Origin of the sequence: Paenibacillus sp. W2I17 (genome assembly GCF_030815985.1) — a bacterium.
GTDB lineage: Bacteria > Bacillota > Bacilli > Paenibacillales > Paenibacillaceae > Paenibacillus.
The window spans coordinates 205,790-227,076 of the sequence record NZ_JAUSXM010000001.1 but is presented as its reverse complement, the minus strand read 5'-3'; the positions used below and the strand labels follow the sequence as shown (position 1 = coordinate 227,076).

At 46.4% G+C, this 21,287-nt stretch carries 20 protein-coding genes; 1 reads left to right on the top strand and 19 read right to left on the bottom strand.

From position 1 onward, the window contains the following. Position 1: 1 nt before the first annotated feature. On the top strand, positions 2 to 655 hold the full coding sequence (locus QF041_RS01150; protein WP_307410892.1) for a methylthioribulose 1-phosphate dehydratase: 654 nt from the start codon (positions 2 to 4) through the stop codon (positions 653 to 655). Positions 656 to 818: 163 nt separating this feature from the next. Here QF041_RS01150 and QF041_RS01145 read toward each other — a convergent pair whose 3' ends face one another. From QF041_RS01145 to QF041_RS01055, 19 genes are all read right to left on the bottom strand, one after another. Next, the gene (locus tag QF041_RS01145; protein ID WP_307410888.1) at positions 819 to 2,120 is read right to left on the bottom strand and encodes a multi-tm2 domain protein; all 1,302 of its coding nucleotides are present in this window, start codon (positions 2,118 to 2,120) and stop codon (positions 819 to 821) included. Positions 2,121 to 2,148: 28 nt separating this feature from the next. Continuing rightward, on the bottom strand, positions 2,149 to 2,601 hold the full coding sequence (locus QF041_RS01140; protein WP_307410884.1) for a hypothetical protein: 453 nt from the start codon (positions 2,599 to 2,601) through the stop codon (positions 2,149 to 2,151). After that, positions 2,594 to 3,094: an RNA polymerase sigma factor gene (locus tag QF041_RS01135; protein WP_152416945.1), complete on the bottom strand. Its 501-nt coding sequence runs from the start codon at positions 3,092 to 3,094 to the stop codon at positions 2,594 to 2,596. Before QF041_RS01135 ends, QF041_RS01140 begins: the two co-directional genes overlap by 8 nt. A gap of 247 nt (positions 3,095 to 3,341) precedes the next feature. Continuing rightward, on the bottom strand, positions 3,342 to 4,046 hold the full coding sequence (locus tag QF041_RS01130; protein WP_307410880.1) for a DnaD domain-containing protein: 705 nt from the start codon (positions 4,044 to 4,046) through the stop codon (positions 3,342 to 3,344). A gap of 20 nt (positions 4,047 to 4,066) precedes the next feature. Continuing rightward, positions 4,067 to 5,362 (bottom strand): asparagine--tRNA ligase, encoded by a 1,296-nt coding sequence (gene asnS / locus QF041_RS01125; RefSeq protein ID WP_307410877.1) that lies wholly within the window; start codon positions 5,360 to 5,362, stop codon positions 4,067 to 4,069. 101 nt (positions 5,363 to 5,463) lie between these two features. Then, on the bottom strand, positions 5,464 to 6,669 hold the full coding sequence (locus tag QF041_RS01120; protein ID WP_307410872.1) for an acetate/propionate family kinase: 1,206 nt from the start codon (positions 6,667 to 6,669) through the stop codon (positions 5,464 to 5,466). After that, entirely contained in the window at positions 6,666 to 7,538 is an 873-nt protein-coding gene (locus QF041_RS01115) for a 3-hydroxyacyl-CoA dehydrogenase family protein (RefSeq protein WP_017687750.1), read from the bottom strand. Before QF041_RS01115 ends, QF041_RS01120 begins: the two co-directional genes overlap by 4 nt. Positions 7,539 to 7,671: 133 nt before the next feature. Beyond that, positions 7,672 to 9,174, bottom strand: coding sequence for an AAA family ATPase (locus tag QF041_RS01110; protein ID WP_307410866.1), 1,503 nt, complete (start codon positions 9,172 to 9,174; stop codon positions 7,672 to 7,674). After that, complete coding sequence (locus QF041_RS01105) at positions 9,167 to 9,694, bottom strand: hypothetical protein (RefSeq protein ID WP_307410863.1); 528 nt, start codon at positions 9,692 to 9,694, stop codon at positions 9,167 to 9,169. The genes QF041_RS01110 and QF041_RS01105 overlap by 8 nt, the downstream gene beginning before the upstream one ends. 301 nt (positions 9,695 to 9,995) lie before the next feature. Next, positions 9,996 to 10,526 carry a cell wall elongation regulator TseB-like domain-containing protein gene (locus QF041_RS01100; protein WP_307410860.1) on the bottom strand — a complete coding sequence of 177 codons (531 nt, stop codon included), beginning with the start codon at positions 10,524 to 10,526 and terminating at the stop codon, positions 9,996 to 9,998. A 39-nt stretch (positions 10,527 to 10,565) separates the two neighbouring features. Continuing rightward, positions 10,566 to 11,873 (bottom strand): amidohydrolase, encoded by a 1,308-nt coding sequence (locus QF041_RS01095; RefSeq protein ID WP_211083460.1) that lies wholly within the window; start codon positions 11,871 to 11,873, stop codon positions 10,566 to 10,568. Continuing rightward, positions 11,860 to 12,513: a redox-sensing transcriptional repressor Rex gene (locus QF041_RS01090; RefSeq protein ID WP_036671997.1), complete on the bottom strand. Its 654-nt coding sequence runs from the start codon at positions 12,511 to 12,513 to the stop codon at positions 11,860 to 11,862. Before QF041_RS01090 ends, QF041_RS01095 begins: the two co-directional genes overlap by 14 nt. Before the next feature lie 218 nt (positions 12,514 to 12,731). Continuing rightward, positions 12,732 to 15,593 carry an ATP-dependent DNA helicase DinG gene (gene dinG / locus QF041_RS01085; RefSeq protein ID WP_307410854.1) on the bottom strand — a complete coding sequence of 954 codons (2,862 nt, stop codon included), beginning with the start codon at positions 15,591 to 15,593 and terminating at the stop codon, positions 12,732 to 12,734. Between the two features lie 141 nt (positions 15,594 to 15,734). Then, positions 15,735 to 16,382, bottom strand: coding sequence for a tetratricopeptide repeat protein (locus tag QF041_RS01080; protein ID WP_036607621.1), 648 nt, complete (start codon positions 16,380 to 16,382; stop codon positions 15,735 to 15,737). 93 nt (positions 16,383 to 16,475) lie between these two features. Continuing rightward, positions 16,476 to 16,859, bottom strand: coding sequence for an aspartate 1-decarboxylase (gene panD / locus QF041_RS01075; protein WP_017687742.1), 384 nt, complete (start codon positions 16,857 to 16,859; stop codon positions 16,476 to 16,478). Continuing rightward, positions 16,852 to 17,748: a pantoate--beta-alanine ligase gene (gene panC / locus QF041_RS01070; RefSeq protein WP_307410849.1), complete on the bottom strand. Its 897-nt coding sequence runs from the start codon at positions 17,746 to 17,748 to the stop codon at positions 16,852 to 16,854. The genes panD and panC overlap by 8 nt, the downstream gene beginning before the upstream one ends. Then, complete coding sequence (panB, locus tag QF041_RS01065) at positions 17,745 to 18,623, bottom strand: 3-methyl-2-oxobutanoate hydroxymethyltransferase (RefSeq protein WP_307410845.1); 879 nt, start codon at positions 18,621 to 18,623, stop codon at positions 17,745 to 17,747. Before panB ends, panC begins: the two co-directional genes overlap by 4 nt. Positions 18,624 to 18,967: 344 nt before the next feature. Continuing rightward, complete coding sequence (locus QF041_RS01060; RefSeq protein ID WP_307410842.1) at positions 18,968 to 19,945, bottom strand: biotin--[acetyl-CoA-carboxylase] ligase; 978 nt, start codon at positions 19,943 to 19,945, stop codon at positions 18,968 to 18,970. Continuing rightward, entirely contained in the window at positions 19,932 to 21,230 is a 1,299-nt protein-coding gene (locus QF041_RS01055; protein ID WP_307410839.1) for a CCA tRNA nucleotidyltransferase, read from the bottom strand. The genes QF041_RS01060 and QF041_RS01055 overlap by 14 nt, the downstream gene beginning before the upstream one ends. Positions 21,231 to 21,287: the final 57 nt, after the last annotated feature.

Sequence of the window (21,287 nt, the reverse complement as noted above, 5' to 3'; positions counted from 1 at the left end):
GATGGGCTTTGAAAAGATTACATTGGAACACAAACGTCAGGTCCTTGAAGAACTGGCTGATATTAAAGCGTTGTTCGCCAGCCGTAACTGGTTCCCCGGAACAAGTGGCAATCTGTCGATGCGTGTAGGAGACTTTGACCCAGAGCAATTTTATTTTGCGGTTACTGCCTCAGGCAAAGACAAATCTCTTCGCACACCGGAAGACTTCCTTTTTGTAGACAAGCATGGTAAAGCGATTGAAACAACAACGTTGAAACCAAGTGCCGAAACGTTGATTCACTGCGAAATCTATCGTTTGACCGGCTGCGGTGCTGTATTCCACGTGCATACCGTGTTTAACAACCTGATCAGTGAATTCTTTGGAGCAGATGGGCACGTACCGATTCAAGGAATTGAATTGATCAAGGCTTTTAACATTTGGGAAGAAAATGCGGAGATTCGTGTACCTGTCCTGCCTAACTTTGCGGATATTCCATCTATCGCTGAATTGGTGCCAGGTGTACTTGATGCCAATGTACCAGGGATCTTGCTTCGGAACCACGGTATTTATGCCTGGGGTAAAAGTGCTTTTGAAGCGAAACGTCATCTGGAAGCGTTCGAGTTCCTGTTCGAAGTGATGTACCGTCAACTTCTGCTGAAGGGCGCTACGAAATAGCAATCATTTATTCGAAATCAAAGCTGCACAACCAAAAACACGCCAGAGGCTGATATACATAGCCCTTGGCGTGTTTTTATGTTATGGGTTAACAGCGATTGAAAGGTTACTCTGTCATCGTAGTGTCAGTGTAAATAATCTTTAATTCAACTTGGATCGTAAATTACAGTCGATCATCCCGATCCTTGAATAAAAAGAGACTGTCTGCTCCCTCATCATTTCGATGAGCAGCACTATGGATCCCCGTTCCCCTCTGCTTGCCAAACAGCAGTTTCAAACCGCCAAAAATGAGCAGCAAGGATACAATGACGGTGTTCAAATAGGAACGGATCTCATAGGTCATGAATGCATTAGGGAAGAGCTCATTCAGCTGTGGAATGACAAGACGGATCGTCAGGTAATATAGACCCAGCGCGGCAATCCCAAATCCAATCAGACGCTGATGCCGGGCCCAGTCTTTGAAGATCGGTTGATCAACCAATGGCTCGCGTCCATAGCGACTGGAGCACTGTAGCCCGTCAAAGAAGCTGTAGAACCAGATCAACGGAATCATGAACAGGAACACCGATAAATGAAGCAGGTCCAGAACATAGATACTTGCAAGGAACAGGAACATTAATTGTATGCCTCTTTTTTGCAATCCCAGATAGAGATGACCCGCACCTGGAAAAGCGGATAACAGCGTTGCAAGCACTTTGCTACGTCGTCCCGCTACTCTGCCCATCTCCAATTCTTCGAATAATGTCCGATCCTGTAATATCTCACCAGCCTGCTTACGGTGGACATGCTGCACCGCGTCAAACATGCAGTATACCCATATTACAGGCAGTATGAGTAGGAACATCAAAAATACCGATTCATTGGTGATCGAAGCCACAAAAACCATCATGGCAAATGAACCAAAGAACGCCATCAGGAAGGACAACCCACGATGCAACAATCCCAGATGAAGATGTCCCAATCCTGGAACAAATGAGAGCAAAATAGTGAAGAATCGTTCACCTTCACTGCCTTTTCGGTACATGGGTTGACCATAGGGCCCCTCAGGATGGCCATATTCACCACCTGGATGTTGATGCAGCTCATCTTCATTCATCTGCTCCATAGGCCCTTGCTGACCCATGTATGCTCCCTGGTAGGCTGCCCCTTGGTGTGGAGGCGCTCCATAAGCCGCACCGAATCCCCTATAATGTGCTTCTCGGGCAGAAGGTGTACGGAGCAGAACAATAACCATATCCAGCATGCTGATCCCCCAGAAGAAAGCAGCAAAAAGTGCACCGAAAATCATTAAATCTTGTTCATTAGTGACCATTGCTAACATGAATGAGCCAACAGCTGTTCCGAAGAAAAGCAATGGATAAATCACGGCTCTTGCGGCCCGACCCCAATACATAAAACCAAGACCGGGTATCAGGTTTAATAGAAATGCGAGTAATTTGTTACGATCTGAGTGCACAGTCGTCATCCTTTCTTTTCAGGCAATGCGAAACCATTTATGGTTTAGGCTTGAGGTTATCCAGCCATGAAGTGGCTGCCTCCGTCCATTTCTCGGTAAAAGACCCTCTGTGGTCGCCATCCTGGAACTTGTGATATGGTGCTACCTTGTCAAAAAGTCCAGACGAGAGGAAGATCAATGTCAAACAGGCTGCTACCGCGTAATGGAACACTTTATGATCAAGCCAGCGCCGGTTTCGTCCAGCACGGAATTTGCGTTGTACCTTGGGTGATTGAATGCCCTCAATCCGATGCATGACTGAATCCGCAAAACCTGTTGGGTCATGTAGCGGAGGCAGTTCCCCATGGATACCGAGTGCTTCCAAATAACTGTCCATCACATCCGGGTCTTCCATCAGAAGCTGTTCCATTTGGTTCGCTTGAGTTTCACTCATATGGCCTTCAATATAATCAATCCATTGCGCAGTGGTATATTTCTCCTGTTTACTCACGCCATTCATCCTCCTTCCAATGTTTTCGAATCCACTGCCGGGCACGATACAAGCGGGATTCCACAGTCTTCACAGCCACCTGTGCATCACTGGCAATCTGCTCATAATTTTTTTCGCTTAGATAATACGCAGTGATAATGTCACGATGCTGAGCAGGCAACTGATTAATTCGTTCGCGAAGTTTATCCTGACGCTCTTCACGAACGAGACGGGTAAGAACGTCTTCATCCCGTCCGGGCATATTGATTATTTTTTCTTCTCCACCCAGATCCTCAGCAGTTCGTCTGCCCAGCTTGCGTTTGGCATCAATCGCTTTGTGAAAGGCAATTCGGGTTAACCACGTTTTGAAACCTTCAGAACGGTAGTCGGGGAGAGACTTATACATCTGTATGAACGCCTCCTGAGCTGCATCCTGTGCTTCCTGATCGTTCCTGAGTACGGAATAGGCCACATGGTATACATGCTGGCTATACTTATCAATCAGAGTACGCATCTGAGATGTATCTCCTTGACGGATTTGTTCGATTACGCGCGCTTCATCAATAACTCTCCCCTCCTCTCCAATACTATAGACGACAGCTTGTGTGTTAACCCCTGCGTGATCTATTAAATTTTTGTAAAATAAAATGAATTCATTGCCTGAAAGGTTGATATTGCTGATCACTCATCCAATCTATAATCCAAAAAAAACAGGCACAGAATGACTTCTGGCCTGTTTCTTGTCCCTGCCTACGCTGGAATTAACGTCCACCATTACGAAACCGCTGTGTGTACGCCTTCGCGTCTTGAACGGTCTTGACACGATTGCGACTCCACTCAAGCAGGATTCGATCGATATACCGGAAATGTACTTTGCCTGCAAAAACCGCTTCCTTCAGAGCCATTAGAATCAATTCCTCTTGATAACGGTCCTGATCCAACCAGCCGGATATCGTCTCGCACTCCATTGGCGAGAGCGGACGTCCGAATTCTTTTTCGAAAATGGAGAACATGTTCCGTTCTTCCTCTTCTTTTTGAACACTGTTCGAATCTTGACGTGCTGTATTGCTACTCTGCTGCTCCGCACGGAATGCGGCTACTTCTTCAGCAGTGCACGCTGCAAGTTTGGCATATAATCCATGTAAATCATATCTCTCGTACTGGATGTCCCGTTCTTCGTCACGGTGCTCGTCAATAGCAATATACCCATCCCTCATCAGACGTTGCAACATTCTGGCAATGCCTTCAGGTGCAAGTCCCATGCGCGCCGCAAGCTCTTCAAGCGTGGGAAACTCATTGAACTCTGCTTGACGGAACCCTAGCAGTTGAATCAGAAGAAGCACTTCTGCATCTGATAGGCCAAGCTGGTGATAATAACGTAACAAGGCATACGGCAGATGGGCTGTACCCGAAGTCATGCCATAAGCTGCTCCATCCAACCAAGCTTTGGATGTGGTGTCTTCCATAGACGCTCCTCGGTTAAGCATTAAGGGTACAGACGATAGAGCATACGTGGGAATGCGATTGTTTCACGTACATGATCCAATCCACAGATCCATGCTACCGTCCGCTCCAATCCCAGACCGAAACCGGAGTGAGGAACCGATCCGTATTTACGCAAATCCAGATACCATTGGTAAGCTTCATCCGAGAGATTGTGCTCCTCAAAACGTTGTTGCATCAATTCCGGATCATCGATACGCTGCGAACCGCCAATAATCTCTCCGTAGCCTTCTGGTGCAATCATATCCGCACAGAGGACAACTTCAGGACGATTCGGATCTGGTTTCATATAAAATGCCTTGATTCCCGCAGGGTAATGTGTGATAAAGACGGGTGTATTGTACTTCTCAGCAATAGCTGTTTCGTGCGGTGCACCAAAGTCTTCTCCCCAAGGAATATCAAAGCCTTGTCCATGCAGGAACTCAATTGCTTCATCATACTTAATACGCGGGAATGGAGCTACGATGCCTTCGAGTTTGGATACGTCACGACCGATAGATTCCAGTTCTGCACGGCAGTTTTTCACCACAGATTGAACGACATGAGCGATAAATTTCTCTTGTACGCGCAGACTTTCCTCGTGATCTACAAATGCCATTTCCGGCTCAATCATCCAGAACTCAATTAAGTGGCGACGTGTTTTGGACTTCTCTGCGCGGAATGTTGGACCGAAGGAATATACCTTGCCCAGCGCCATGGCTGCAGCTTCCATATACAATTGACCACTTTGTGTCAGATAAGCATCTTCATCAAAGTATTTGATGTGGAACAGGTTCGTTGTTCCTTCCGCAGACGATGGTGTCAAAATCGGAGGATCAACTTGTGTGAATCCGTTACCATCAAAGAACTGCTGAACAGCGCGAATAATCTCTGCACGAATCACCATAACAGCACGCTGCTTCGTGGAACGAAGCCACAGATGACGATGATCCATCAAGAAATCAACACCATGCTCTTTAGGCGTAATTGGATAGTTTTCAGTCAGGTGAATGATCTCAACCCCTGTAACAGTCATCTCGTAACCGGACGCACTGCGAGGTTCTTCACGAATAATACCTGTAACATACAAAGAGCTTTCTTGTGTCAGGCTCTTGGCATTGTTCCAGATCTCTTCACTAACTTCACTTTTTACAACAACCCCTTGGATATATCCGGTTCCATCACGCAGCTGCAAAAACTGAATTTTACCGCTGGAACGTTTGTTGTTAATCCAGACACCGATTGTTACGGTTTCACCCACATGCTCGTTCACATTACGAATTACACAATTCGTATTCATACCCATATCTCCCCTTGATTCCTGAATTTGAAAATGCAGCGGGCAGGCTTATGCCTGTCCTCTGCACTTCCTTGTCATTCTATATTTACTTTACAGTTAGATTACTGAGAATTCAATACGATTCGGTGTGTATCACGTGCAATGACCAATTCTTCGTTTGTTGGCACAACGAGAACTTCCACTTTGGAATTCGCTGTTGTGATCCGGCGCGGTTCACCGGAACGAATGGCATTCAGCGCTTCATCCAGTTCAACACCCAGATAAGTGAGCTGCTCACATACTTTTTGGCGAAGTACAACGGAGTTCTCACCTACACCAGCCGTAAAGACGATCACGTCTACACCGTTCATTGCAGCTGCATATGAGCCGATGTATTTACGCAGACGGTATTCGTACATTTCAAAAGCAAGCGTGGAGTTGGCATCGCCATTCTCCATACCCTCCGTAATCTCACGCATGTCGCTGCTGATTCCGGAGATCGCAAGCAATCCACTGTGTTTGTTCAACATGGAGTTTACTTCGCTTACGCTCAGTTCTTCCTTGTTCATTACATAAGGTACGATGGCTGGATCAAGGTCACCACTACGTGTTCCCATCATCAGTCCCTCAAGTGGAGTCATACCCATCGAAGTATCCACGGATACGCCACCTTTAACTGCTGTTACACTGCCACCGTTACCAACGTGACAAGTGATAATTTTCAGATCTTCCAATGGACGATCCAGATACTCAGCAGCAGCCTTGCTTACGAAATCATGGGAAGTACCATGTGCGCCGTAACGACGTACTTTATATTTTTTGTAAAGCACACGCGGAATAGCATACAGATAAGCTTTTTCCGGCATCGTCTGATGGAACGCTGTATCAAAGACCATAACCTGTGGAACACCAGGCATGTTGGCTTCAGCCGCACTAATACCCATCATTGCTGCAGGGTTATGAAGTGGAGCCAAGTCGAACAAACGACGAATTTCAGCTTTGGCAGCATCATCTACCAATGCAGATTCTTTAAATGCTTCACCACCGTGAACAACACGGTGTCCAACAGCTTGAATTTCACTTACAGAATCCAGTACACCATTTTCTTTGTGAGTCAAAATATCAATAACTTTACGGATTGCTGTTGTATGCTCCAGAATTTCACTAACTTCTGTAACATCCTCACGGCCTGTCGGTTTGTGTGTCAGAATGGAGGAATCCATTCCGATCCGTTCTACCAAACCTTTAGCCAGTACAGATTCGTCAGTCATATTATACAGTTGATATTTGAGCGAGGAACTCCCCGCATTAATTACGAGTACTTTCACAGTCGGTCACCATCCTTGTCGTACTTGAAGAATCCTTCGCCTGTTTTGGCACCCAGGTGTCCTGCACGCACCATTTTCTTCAGGACTGTTGAAGGACGATATTTCAATTCTCCGAATTCACGGAACATTCTTTCGAGTGCAGCTTCAACAGAATCCAATCCAAAACGGTCAGCCATTTCGAGTGGTCCATGTTGGAAGTTGTATCCGATACGCATTGCATCATCGATATCTTCAGCAGATGCAACACCTTCTTGCAATACATGCAACGCTTCGTTAATCAGCAGGCAGATCAAGCGGGAAGTTACGAATCCAGGTGATTCATAGATCATGACTCCTTTTTTGTCCGCTACTTCTTCAACAAAACGTCTGGTCTCTTCGAATGTTGTATCCGAAGTTTTCAGTCCACGAATAATCTCTACAAGATCAACCCGGGATACCGGGTGAATAAAGTGCATACCAATAACACGCTCTGGGTATTTGGTCGAGCTTGCAAGCTCGGTCAAACTCAGCGTGGATGTATTACTTGCCAGAATGACATTGCTTGGACAAACTTGGTCCAGTTGGCTGAATACTGCTTTTTTCGCATCCAGATCCTCTGAAATTGTCTCAATGACCATGTCGCAAGTTCCAAGTTCAGCTAAATGAGCTACCTTGGTAATACGGGAAAGAATCAATTTCTTCTCCGCTTTTGTAATCGCCCATTTCTCCAGTTGTTTATCCAGATTGGTTTCGATCATGTCATATGCATGGTCCAGCTTTTGTGTTGTATGCTCCACGAGAAGCACATCAAGTCCTTTGGCTGCGAGCATCTGGGAAATACCTTGCCCCATCGTACCGCCGCCGACAACTCCTATTTTTTTGAAAAACATGGTTCTGCTCCATCCTTTCGGTTCTCTATTTCTCTATTGTACCCTGTTCGCCGAAAATTACAAATTTCGACCCAACATATAATAATATCTTAGCACGAGTGAAATGTAAAAAAAAATAACCAGCATAAATAAATTATGCTGGTAGAAGGGCACTGTCACGAAATTGACAACGAAATTGCTCGCCGGACAAAACTTCCTCACGAATCAGGATGTCGAGTGAATTGTCGAAAATTGTCCGTTGTTCTTCAAGCAACTGCTTTGTCTGTTCCATCAGTTCTTGCAGAATTAATTTATTCTCTCGCATCAGTTCCTCGGTTGTTACCATATCCATGTTCACAATCCCAAGTGAAGTCAACCCCGAAGCCATCATGGTCTGTACAACATTGGTTGCCTGATCAAAGTCATTGCGTGAACCTGTGGAACGACCACCGTAGTACATTTCCTCCGCAGCTGCTCCTCCAAGTGCAATCATGATCTGCTCTTCCAGGAAGCGCTTTGTATAGAGGAACTGTTCTTGTTGCGGGTTATGACGTACATATCCCAGCGCCTGACCACGCGGACTAAGTGCCACCTGACTAACACTGCCTGGGCGAACGAGTTCTGCCATAATGGCATGTCCCAATTCATGAATGGCGACCCTTTTCTTCTCTTCCACACTGGACTCACGGTCTGTCTTCTCACCCATCATGACCTTATCAATAGCCATGGACAAATGCCGCTGTTCAATGTTTAACATCCCGTCCCGCATAGCGTATATAGCTGCTTCGTTCATCACACTTTCGAGCTGTGCACCGGAGAAACCATACGATTCTTCAGCTGTTTTCTCCAGATTAACTTCCTTCATCAGAGGTTTATTCACCGCATGCAGTTCCAGAATATGCTTTCTACCCTTTTTGTCAGGCAAGTCCACTTGAATGTGGCGGTCAAAACGTCCCGGTCGCGTCAGGGCGCTATCCAGCATCTCTTTACGGTTCGTTGCAGCGATAACCAGAATTCTTGGCGTATCGGAAGAATAGATCCCATCCATTTCCGTCAGGAGCTGATTCAGGGTCTGATCATATTCACGCTGTTGACCACCTTCACGTTTACCCCCGATGACATCGATTTCATCGATAAAGATAATAGCGTTTTCCTTATTTTCCTTGGTGGCACGGGTCCTCGCGTCCTTGAACAAATCCCGAATTCTGCTGGCACCCACACCAACATACATTTCCACGAACTCACTACCCGATGCTGCTACAAAAACAGAATCGGTGTAATGGGCAGCAGCCTTGGCCATCAACGTTTTCCCTGTCCCTGGAGGGCCCGTCAGCAAGATCCCTTTTAACGGACGAATCCCAAACTTCCGAATTTCTTCATGTTTGATGAGAAAGTCAAGCGCTTCACGCAATTCCTGCTTGGCACTGTCCTGTCCGCCAATTTCTTCAAAAGTAAGCTTGGAAGGTCCTTTTTTCTTCCGTTTACGTTCCTGTGCAGCGCCTACTGTAATCCCGCCACGCATTTGCATCATGAACAGCAAAGCTCCGACAAGTACCGCTGCAATCAGAATCGGAACAATATTAACACCAGTAAAAGCAAGGAAAATAATCAATACGGGAAAAAATCCGATGGCAACTTCTTTTGTCCATTTAGGCATTAGGCCACACTCCTATCTGACCGGGCACACGCGGCAGAATAATAAACTTGCTGGCATCTCCGTCTCTGAGACTGACATATACATTGTTGTCATCCATCGCTGTATTTACCTTAATTCCATTCGTCGCCATCTTTGACAACGTTGGTGTAATCTCGGTGTATTGCTTGTTCTCCATCGCCTGAGCTACGGTAAACATCGCATCCCCCCACCAACTTTCCAGTGCTTCACTGGAATGATCCACAACATCCAACTTTAGTGAACGTGTTCCAATTAATGTCTGTCCTTCTTTGTGAATATATTGTACCAGTCTGCCCAAATCAACATCAGGTTGCAGATCCAGTTTCAATTGTACGTCATCGCGGTTAATAGTTAATTGAACGTCATTGACTCCATCGTACTGGGTAACCATCTTTTCAATCGGATTCTGCACGGCCACCTGACGATATACAAACCAACCTCCAAACAACACAACGGCTGAAATGACGGCAGTTAAAGCAATAGGCAATACTTTTAGCTTCAAGTGAATTACCCCTCCCAGATTTTGGCCTAACCTACTGGCTTATTGGTATATACGAATATGTGCACATTGACTCCTGCGAGAATTTCGACAGGTTTGTTTGTTTTTGAATGTAACTTTGAGTACATATCTGAGTATATCACATCGTATATACATTTTCGAAGGTGAAAATATGAATAAATTATTAATTTTAACTATTTAAATCAAGAATGTTTACAGACAACACAAAGAACCGGTTCAGTCGGATATCCGTCTGCCGGTTCTTTCATTTCTTTAATTCTCTAGTTATGTCGCTCTATTTGTTCTAGCTGTTCGGGAGTGTATAGACCAGGTCCACCTGTTCTCCGTTGCTAAAACGATAAAAGCGATAGTGGTTATGCGTACCGTCTTTATAATACACTTGCCACACATATATTCCATTCACAACTCCGGGCATGATTCGTTTAATCTCGCCGGCAGGAACTTCAGAACTGAAGCGATTGCGGATCTGCGCTTCGGACATGCCATTCTGCAGCAGCTCACTGTGTACAGCGTTTGCCCCCGTAGCCGGTTGATTGTTTGCATCGAATTTAACCCAGACCATAACATCCTGGTTATCCTTATTTTTGCCGATCAGGGTCCAGTAGATGTTGTCAGAGCCTTCTTTGTCTCCCCAGATGTACTTGCGCAATTCATCATAGGATGTAATGCCCAGTTGCTTCTGTGCTGCTTGTATGGCGAGCGCTTCTTCCTTACGTTGGTCCTGTGTGACATAGACGTAATAACGCTGAAGTCCAAACAGAATCAGAACTAGTGCAAGCAGCGAAATCCATATCCACTTCTTTTTTTTCTTCAAAAGCCGAACTTCCTTTCCCTATGATGCTCTGTCCTGCAATTAACGAGCAAGCAGACCATCAAATGCCAATTGAGACTCACGCAAAATGCGTTCTTCATCCAGCGTCAGACATTCGCCATGTTTCACCACTTGTTTTCCATCCACCCATACGTGCTCAACATCTTTGGCAGAAGCCGAGTAGATCGTATGTGAGATCAGGTCTGTATGTGGATAGAAATGTGCCTGTTCAATGTCAAGGGCGATAAAATCAGCCTTCATGCCGACCTGAAGCGCTCCGGTATTGTTCAAGAAGATAGATTTGGCACCATATGACGTTCCGAGTAGTAACGCTTCGCCTGCTGGTACTGCCGTCGGGTCACCAGATACACCTTTGTGGATCAATGCAGCCAGTCTCATTTCCTCGAACATATCCAGGTTGTTGTTGCTTGCCGGTCCGTCTGTTCCGAGTGACACGGTAACTCCTGCTTTCAGCAACGCAGGTACCCGCGCAACACCGGAAGCGAGTTTCAGGTTACTTCCCGGGTTATGGGATACAGCCACATCATGACGGGCCAAAATTTCAATTTCTTCGTCATTAAGATGCACCGCATGTGCAACCAGAGATGGACGGGAGAAAAAGCCCAGTTTCTCCAAATGTGCCACAGGACGCAGTCCATAATCAGCCACGTTCTGCTCCACTTCACGAAGCGTTTCAGACATATGTGTATGGAGAGGAAGGTTCAGATCGTTCGCGACCTGCACAAGCTTCTCTATGTAGTCAGGAGGGCATGTATATGGTGCATGTGGCGAGATTACGGTTGTAATGCGACCATCTGCCTGTCCATTCCACTCACGTGCAAACGCTGCCGACTCCTCCAGCTTCCGCAGTTGCTCTTCTTCCGAGCACAGTCCGATTACACCACGTGCCAGTGCTGCTCTAACGCCGGATTGCTCCACAACTTTGGCAACTTGATCCATGTGATCGTACATGTCCAAGAACGCTGTAGTTCCGCCTTTCAACATTTCAAGCACCGATAGCGAGGTTCCCCAATATACATCTTCTGAAGTCATTTTCGCTTCCATCGGCCACATTTTTTCCTGCAACCATACTTGCAACGCAAGATCGTCTCCGTGCCCTCTGAGCAACGACATTGCTGCATGACCATGCGTATTGATCAGACCCGGCAGGAAGAACAGTCCTTTTCCATCTACTTTGGTACTATTTTTGTCTCCATCCGGCAATGTCTCACCAATATGCACAATCTTGTCATCCTCAACAACCATGTATCCTTGAACCACGTTCCATGTTGTGCCGCCTTCATTAACGGCAAATTTGCCGTTGTGAATTACCCATCTATTTGTTGTCATCTTCCTCGTCGTCCTTTCCAGTCTCCAAGTAATAGGCCAAACTAAGCAGATCCGTTGTAAAGTCAGCATGGTGAATGCGGATATGCGGCGGTGTTTTTAGAATGGTTGGTGCAAAATTAAGGATCGCTTCGATTCCGGATTCAATAAGCTGATCCGCTACATTTTGGGCTTCCGTATCCGGAACCGTAATAATACCGATGCGGATGTTTTCCGTTTTAACCGCTTCCGTCAATTCATCCATTGGTTTTACCGTCAAACTGTTGATTTGACTACCAATCTTCGGTCCATATGCATCAAATACAGCAACAATCTTCATGTTGTCTTTCAGATATGCGTTGTAGTTGGACAAGGCTTGACCGAGATTACCCGCTCCTACCAGAGCTACATTAATTTGCTGATCGATTTTTAGAATGTGACGAATTTTCTCGATCAAATAGGATACATCATACCCGATCCCTTTACGACCAAAATCACCGAAGTAAGCCAGGTCTTTACGAATTTGGGCCGGATTCAGATCCAGCCTCTGTCCAAGCTCTTGAGAAGAAACAGTAGCCACCTCACGCTGATGCAACTCGTTCAAATAACGCAAGTATACAGGCAGACGTCGTACCACCGCTTCCGAAATTTTATCCGATTTCATTCTTGCTCCCCCTTACCAAGGCCACGATAAAATAATAGATGAAAAGATGAGCATTCTGTATAAACTCAAAGATAAACGTGACATTTTATACAGAATGCTCCTTGTAATTTAGGTTATAAGTTCTTGCGTGCAACTGCTTTAATCGGATACGGGAATATCTAATAAAGTTTAACGCCAAACAATAGTTTCATGCAATGATATAACGAACAAAACAACCATTATTTTTGTTCATTAGCAGGTTTTTCCAACCAATCGGTAATTCGTGGAACCATCTGCTCCGTGAGCATGTGTTCCATTTTGGGACCAGGTAATGAATATAAAAAGAATTTACCATAGTACGCTTCAATCACCCGTGTATCATAAACAATGACAATTCCTCTGTCCTTCGCTGTACGCACCAACCGGCCAAATCCCTGTTTGAAACGAATGACCGCTTGCGGCACGGACAGTTTCATGAACGGATTTTTCTTCTGTTGCTGAAGCAGCTCACTCTTGGCTTCCACCAACGGATGATTCGGTGGCTGGAAAGGCAGTCGAACAATAGCGAGACAGGTTAGGGCCTCTCCCGGGATATCTACACCCTCCCAGAAGCTGCTTGTGCCCAAAAGTACCGTTGCTTTGGCATCTTGGAACCTGCGAGTCAATTTGGAACGACTTCCACTGTCAACGCCTTGCCCAAGCAACGAGATGTCGTTACCAGATAGCGCCTCCTTCAGCGGATCATAGACCTGTCGCAGCATCTTGTATGAAGTAAACAGAACCATCATGCGTCCACGCGTAGCAATTGCCGTCTCTGCGAGTGATTGCACCAGCATATTAACAAAGTGCGCATCACCCACACTTCCCTTCACACTTGGGAAATCACGCGGAATCACCAGAAGTGCCTGATCGCGATAGTTGAAAGGTGATGGCAACATCGACGTTAACAGCCGATTATTCTCAGAGGCTTCCTGTAAGCCAAGCTGCTCAATCATGAACTGGAATGACTTATCCACTGAAAGCGTAGCTGATGTAAGCACAACACTTTTCTTTTTATCAAAAAATAAATCCTTAAGTTGTGCACTGACATCTACAGGTACGGCATACAGCTGGAGAGATTTGCTGCGGAACTGGCCGCTGGCTTCCATCCAGTATACCGTTTTAGCATCATCCATACGCATGAAGAAACGTAGATTCTCCTTCAATGTGGTCAGATCTTTCAGCAATCCTGTAATGTCCGTGATCAAACTATCCGATTGATAATCATCCTGATCCTCTTTCACCTCAAGCAGCAATTTGTCCCCTTTTCGAACCAAATCGCCCAGAGTCACATAGATCTGGTTCTCCAGATCCTGCAACTCCTGCCATTTTGCAGGTTTCTGAGATGCTTTCAGACGCAGTGAAAATTGCCCCGTCTCTCCCGGTGAAGCATCACTTCGTTCAGGCAACAGACCGAACAAGGCATCGCTCATACGATCCCACAGCTCCTTAACTTCAAGAGCGAGCGGGAACATCTGATCCACCATGGAGCCCCATTGCACCGAATTTTCATGCCCGGATAACTGCGAACGAAGCATAGGCAGCTGACCATTACGACTGTCTTTAAATAGGCGGGTCAGTGTATGAACCAAGGTGAAATATTTCATATGCATTCCAAGATGTTTACCAGCGACATCCTCCAGATGATGTGCCTCGTCGATCACAAGACTCTCATAGGCTGGCAGCAGCTGATGCGCGGCTTTCACATCCGTAAATAATTTGGAGTGATTGGTGATTACGATATCAGACAACCCTGCCTCATGTTTGGCACGATGGTAGAAACATTTGCGGAACCATGGACATGATCTTCCCAGACAAGACTCAGATTCGCTCTGTACCGTCTCCCAGAAGTCCCCTCCGCGTCCGCTAAGGTTAAGTTCCTCATCATCTCCGGTTTCGGTCTGCGTAAGCCAGACAATCATCTGAGCTGCTGTGAAATAATCCTCTTTAGGTGTGGCGAATTCACGTTTATTGATTTTGTGTTCAAATTTGCGCAGGCACAGGTAATGTCCACGTCCTTTGAAGACAGCAGCTTTAAACGGGAATGGAACCACTTGGGTAAGCATCGGAATGTCCCGCTCTCTCAATTGCTCCTGCAGATTGATTGTATGCGTGCTAACCATAACTTTCTGTTCCTGCTTCACACTTTCGTAAATAGCAGGCAACAGATAACCCAGAGATTTACCAGTGCCTGTTCCTGCTTCGATCAAGAGATGTTTCTCTTCATCCAGGGCTTGCCTTACACTGCTGAACATCTGAGTCTGCGCTTCACGCTCTTCGTAATGATCTAGTGTATCCTTCAGGTTCTCCCGAACCTGGTCCATAAACTGTTCGAAGCTTACACCATCAAGGGGGTTAGCCTCCCGCTCATCGCGTGGTGCACCAATATCGGTCCAATCACTTACATTAAGAGCAAGCTGACGATAATAGGTATGTCCGTCCAGATCCTGAATCGGCTCTGCTTCCTTCTCACTGCGCATTCCGTCCAAGAACCAACCCAAGTCACTGTCTTCTGGTGCAAACAGGTCACTGAGGCGCTGAATCGTTATGAGCGGTAATTCCTTTAACTCATCCAGACACTTTAGCAGCACATAGGCTGTCGCCAGTGCATCACTGTCTGCCTGGTGAGGGCGATCATGTTGAAATCCAAATTCGGAAGACACATAACCGAGTTGATAAGAACCCAGTGATGGGAATGTAATCTTCAGAAAATCAATCGTGTCCAGAATGCGGCCAGTGAACGGCAAATAACCGCAACGGTCAAGAGCATTCTGCAAAAAGTGAAAATCAAAAGCGACGTTGTGTCCAACAAGCACCACATCATTAAGCAGCGGAACCATCTCCATCATCATCTCTTCGAGTGAAGGAGCGTCCGCTACATCTTCATCGGTAATACCCGTCAACCCCGAAATAAACGGGGGAATCGGTACACCGGGGTTCACATAAGAACTATATATTTGAGTTATGCTGTAGTCATGATCTATGATGGCAAGTCCGGCCTGTATAATCTCACCGTCGGACTGCGTGCCGGTTGTTTCGAAATCCAATACGGCAAATTTCATTGCAATGTACGGTCCCTTCCATTCCAGTCTATGTTACAGCATAGCAAAAAAAAGGGGATTTGAAAATTAACTGACAAAAAAGCGGTGTCCCCGCCGCTATGCCAAAGGAGGGAACACCGTTTTTTGTCGCCGAATTCCCGCTTAATGAAGGGTCGTCAGCTGATTAGCATATTGCAATTTTCCCCTGTTCAACCTGCAAGCTTCCATGTTGTACAGTGGTTCGGTCAATGTCGGGTCATACTGAAGGGCCTGTGCAAAGAGTGAACATGCAGCTTCGGGATTCGCAAGCTTGGCTTGAATACAGCCCAGGGCGTTACATACAAGCCCTTTTAAGCGAGGTGAACCCTTAAGGTACATGATCTGCTGCAAATGTGTCCCGGCTTCAGCCATTTGTTCCAGATTCAGATACGCGAGCGCCAGGTAAAAACGAGTCAATGCACTCTCCGGATGGTCGGTCACAACCCGGGAGAACTGCATGATCGCCTGCGGATACATCTGTAATTTGAAATAACCCTGACCTCGACTGAAACATTCCAGATGGAGTTCAGGCAGAGCGGTAACAGCTTCCTGTTCCGGTTCAAGGGAAGCAGGCTTATCCATTTCCCGCTCCCTTACCTGGCTCATCTTTTCTTCAAACATCAGCCATTCATCCAGCATTCCGTCACTCATCCGCTTAAGCAAGTTCCACTTTTGCAGCAATTCTTGTTTGTTCAGGCCTTCAGCGGAAGGATAGCTCTTGATAATTTCATCTAACATGTCGTTCATTTCTGCGAAAACATGCTGGAACATCGATGCATCCCCACCCTTGAAAAAATGGATTAGTGCAGTGACCTGTACTCATTTTTTGCTTCAAGGGCCGATTTCATTCTCCTTACCAGTCGATTACATAATTGTTGCGTGGACTTCCTGTTTCATCGTTTGTACAGGTTTATTCTGTCCATCTACAAATACAACGGTTGGTTTGTGAGTATTTGCCTCTTCTTGCGACATCATGGCGTAAGAAATGATAATGACGTTATCTCCAGGCTGCACCAGACGTGCAGCTGCGCCGTTAAGACATATGACCCCGCTTCCGCGTGGTCCTGGAATCACATAAGTTTCCAGACGTGCACCATTGTTGTTGTTCACAATTTGCACTTTTTCGTTTTCCATCAAGTCGGATGTTTCCATCAAGTCTTCATCTATGGTAATGCTACCCACATAGTTCAAGTTGGCTTCCGTTACCGTAGCCCGGTGAATTTTGGATTTCATCAGTGTTCTAAACATGGGACAGTACCTCCGATTTTTGCAACCTTATATTGTCAATCAATCTTGTTTTTCCGAATTTCACCGCAAGTGCAATGAGCAGATCGTCACGGCCTTGAACTTCTTCCTGATCTGTGAGCGGCTCCAGACTTGGAAAAGCCTGAATCTCGGCGTAGTCGATAACGGCAAGCGGTGAGGTTGCAATCTGCTCGCGCAGAATACGACGGATATCTGCGGCGTTTATAGCTACACCTGTATCTGCGGCTTCCTGAGCTGCGCGCAGTGCCTTCGACAGAACCAACGCCTGAGTACGCTGTTCAGCGCTAAGATAGACATTACGTGAACTGAGGGCCAGGCCATCCTCTTCGCGAACAATCGGACAGGGTACAATTTCTACGGGCATATTCAAATCATTCACCATCTGTTGAATGACCGCAACCTGCTGAGCGTCTTTCATACCAAAAAATGCACGCTGTGGCTGTACGATATTGAAGAGCTTGGAGACTACAGTTGTTACCCCGTCAAAATGCCCCGGACGGGAAGCGCCACATAGGCGCTCCGTCAGTTGTGAGACAGATACCGTCGTTTGCGTTGCCTGTGGATACATCTCTTCAACAGAGGGAATAAATACGATATCCACTCCTTGTGAGCGTGCTGTTTCCACATCTCTGGTTTCATCCCGCGGATAGCTGTCAAAATCTTCATTAGGGCCAAATTGAATCGGATTAACAAATATGCTTAATACCACGATATCGCTCTGTTGTCTGGCTGCCTGCATCAAGCTTGCATGACCTTGATGAAGATAACCCATTGTTGGTACCAGACCTACAACGGACGCACTGGACCGAATCGCTTGACGCTTCAAGCTTAGTTCCTGTCTTAACTCTGCGATTGTCCGTAATACTTTCATGAGTTACTCCCCACCTTTTCCTTGCTTTGTCCGCCGTACAGTTGATCCAGAACACCATCCGCCGCATTGAATACATGCTCTTCGGCCGGGAACGAACGATCTTTCACTTCTTTCACGTAAGCTTCGATGCTCGTTCTGATTAATGTACCCACATCTCCATAGGTTTTGACAAATCGCTTGGGCGTATACGGAGAGGCGTATTGAACCACATCGTGGAATACCAGTACCTGACCATCACAGCCTCGTCCTGCTCCAATTCCGATGGTAGGGATGGACAGTTCCTCCGAGATCGCCCGTGCAACTTCTTCCGTAACCAGTTCAAGCACAATGCCAAACGCACCTGCAGCTTCCAGGGCTTTGGCTTCGTCCATCAGACGTTTCGCATCTGCTGCATCCTTGCCCTGAATGCGGTAACCACCAATCTGATTAACCGATTGAGGTGTCAGTCCGATATGTCCAAGAACAGGCACGCCTGCTTGCACGACTGCTCTGACGGTGTCTGCTATCTCAACTCCGCCTTCCATTTTAACCGCATGGGCATGCCCCTCTTGCATCAGTCGACGTACACCCTTAAGCGTCTCATCCACGCTGCCATGATAGGTCATAAAAGGCATATCAGCCACAATAAACGTCTTCTCAGCACCGCGCACTACGGAACGTGTGTGGTACACCATGTCGTCGATGGTCACCGGAAGCGTCGAATTATAACCCAGTACTACATTGCCAAGTGAATCGCCAACCAGGATCAGATCGATACCTGCTTCCTCTGCTAGGAGTGCTGTTGGATAATCGTAAGCCGTGATCATGGTAAGTGGCACGCCATCCTGCTTATATTTTTTCATTTTCACAATATTCAACGCTTGTTTGTTCGCCATTTTCTCTCATGGCTCCTTTCTTCTTTTCAAATAAACGCAACAAAAAAACCTTTTAGTTTTCCACTAAAAAGTCCCGAAAAGTCAAAAAAGAGTCACTTGCGATCGTCCCTTCTGTCTCGGTCCTCTTCGGCTCAGAGCAGAATCCAACAACTCACTTAAACGTATTTCATTCTTGCACTGCGGTCTGCTTGTATAAAACACATCAAAGCAGAACAAAGGTTACTGTTACGGGAGTGCAATTCGGTCTGCATTAGCCGATATCGCCTCACGAACACAGTATACCAAAGTTCTGCTCAAACTTCACGTCTTATGTTCATTTTACCAGTGAAAATTCGACAAATTGTTTATGATTTCCAGGAAATCTCACCAGAGATGATTAGTGTATGTTCTCCATCGTGCTTCTCCACGATAAGTGCTCCAGAAGGGTCAAGACCAATTGCCTTCCCTTCAATGACGCCATGAGGATTCGTCACTGTAATCTCTCGATTCATCGATACGGACAGGGCCTCCCATAGAGCTGAGATCACGCCAAATCCTTCTTTTTGATACAAAAAATACAACTGTTCAAGCTCCGTCAAAATGGCAGCCGTTAGTTTTGTGCGATCAACGGATTGCCCCGTCTCCATCTTGAGTGAAGTAGCTATAGTTGTAAGATCTTCCGGATAATCCTCGGGATCAAAATTCACGTCAACGCCTATACCAGCAATACAGTATCTGACTTCATGATCTTCCACTGTAGATTCTAGCAATATGCCACATACCTTGCGTCCATCAATCAACAGATCATTTGGCCATTTGATGCCTGCATCAGCTCCTGAACAAGCTCGAACGGCACGACATACAGCCACTCCTGTTAATAAAGTTAACTGCGGCGTGTGCTGAAGTGGTAGATCAGGGCGTAAGAGGACACTCATCCAGATTCCTTTACCCGGAGGAGAGAACCACTGTCGACCAAAACGTCCTCTTCCTCCTGTTTGTTCTTCCGCAATGACCACAGCACCTTCTGCCTGCCCTTGCTCAGCTAGCTTGAGAACATCCCCTTGCGTAGACAGGGTCGAGGTCAACAAAACAGCCTTACGGCCAAATACGGTTGTATCCAGTGCCAATTGGAGGGCAGTAGCGTCAATGCTATCCGGCTTCGTTACCAGACGGTATCCTTTGCGGGATACCGCTTCAAACTCATAACCCATGTCTCGCAACTTGTTCACATGTTTCCACACAGCGGTTCGACTGATGGACAGATTACGGCTGATCTCTTCACCCGATACGAATCGTCCTTCTGCATTTAATAACATATGTAACAGATCTTCATGTTTGGTCATCTTGAACCACCCGCTTCACTTCTGCACTTAGTGCTTCATGCTGATTCGCTATCGTTCCAATCGCTGTTTCTCGTAACAAATGTTTCATCAGTTGACCCAGCCAAGGCCCGCCTTTGCGCTGCACCATTTGTAACACTTGTTCCCCTGTGATATCCAACTCTTTCAAGTCATGCACAGGGATCGATTGACTCCATTCGTCGGCAAGCTCTTGAACCAAAACAACCTGCGTTTCTGCCTGTTCGGACTGATTCCGCCATCCTGCTGGCAGTGTAGACTGTATTCGAAGCCAATCATCCGCCGCCTGAACGCCACAAGCCAGAACAGTAACGATCCAATCGGAACGAAGACTGACCATATCCTTCTGCTCCTGAACGGAAGTATGAATCAACTGCTCCACCTGAAGGACCCCTGTTATTCGAGAACGATGTTCATTGGAGAATGTCCACTGACGTAATAATACATCTGCTTCATCCTTGCTATAACCGCCAGCAATCAGGATGAGTGACCAGCGGAGCAACACATGCTCACCTGACAACTGTTCCAGATTGGATAACAACGTCTTGTTAAAACGCGCCGAGCTAACCGGCGCTTTGATGTGCGCAAGCGCATCACTTCTGTATAACAGCTCCAACCCTCTTAAAGGATGCGGTCCCGACATCATTTTCACCATCTCGGTGCGTACCCGTTCCATTGCTATATGTTGAAGCAGGTCTTTCTGCCTTACAAGACCTTTCCACGTGTTATGGGCAATTTTGAAATCAAATACGGAAGCAAACCGAACACAGCGGAGCATGCGCAGTGCATCTTCACCAAATCGTTCCATCGCAGAACCTACACATCTGACTCGCTCTTCCTTAATATCTGCCTGTCCACCGAATGGGTCAACGATTGTCCCAGTGACGTCCATAGCAAGAGCGTTCATCGTGAAGTCGCGCCGCTGTAAGTCTTCCTTGATATCCTGAACAAATTGAACCGCAGCAGGTCTGCGGTTATCCTGATATTCGGATTCTGTTCGAAACGTGGTCACTTCAAAGTAATAACCGCCTGAACGAACGGTAACCGTACCGTGTTGCAAACCTGTAGGAATACAATCGTCAAACCGTTCCATGACTTGCTGAGGAGAAGCAGATGTCGTGATATCCATATCGTCTACAACTCGTTCCAGCAATTCGTCACGAACGCAACCACCTACCCAATATGCCTTGTAGCCATGTTTGTTTAATGTTGTGAGTACATTCTCACTTTGCTTTGCCATTTCACGATCTACCTGTGTCCATTGAACCACCACATATCACCTCTTCTCTTGCCTGTTGTGGTATGCACAGTATGATTTCGTCAAAGA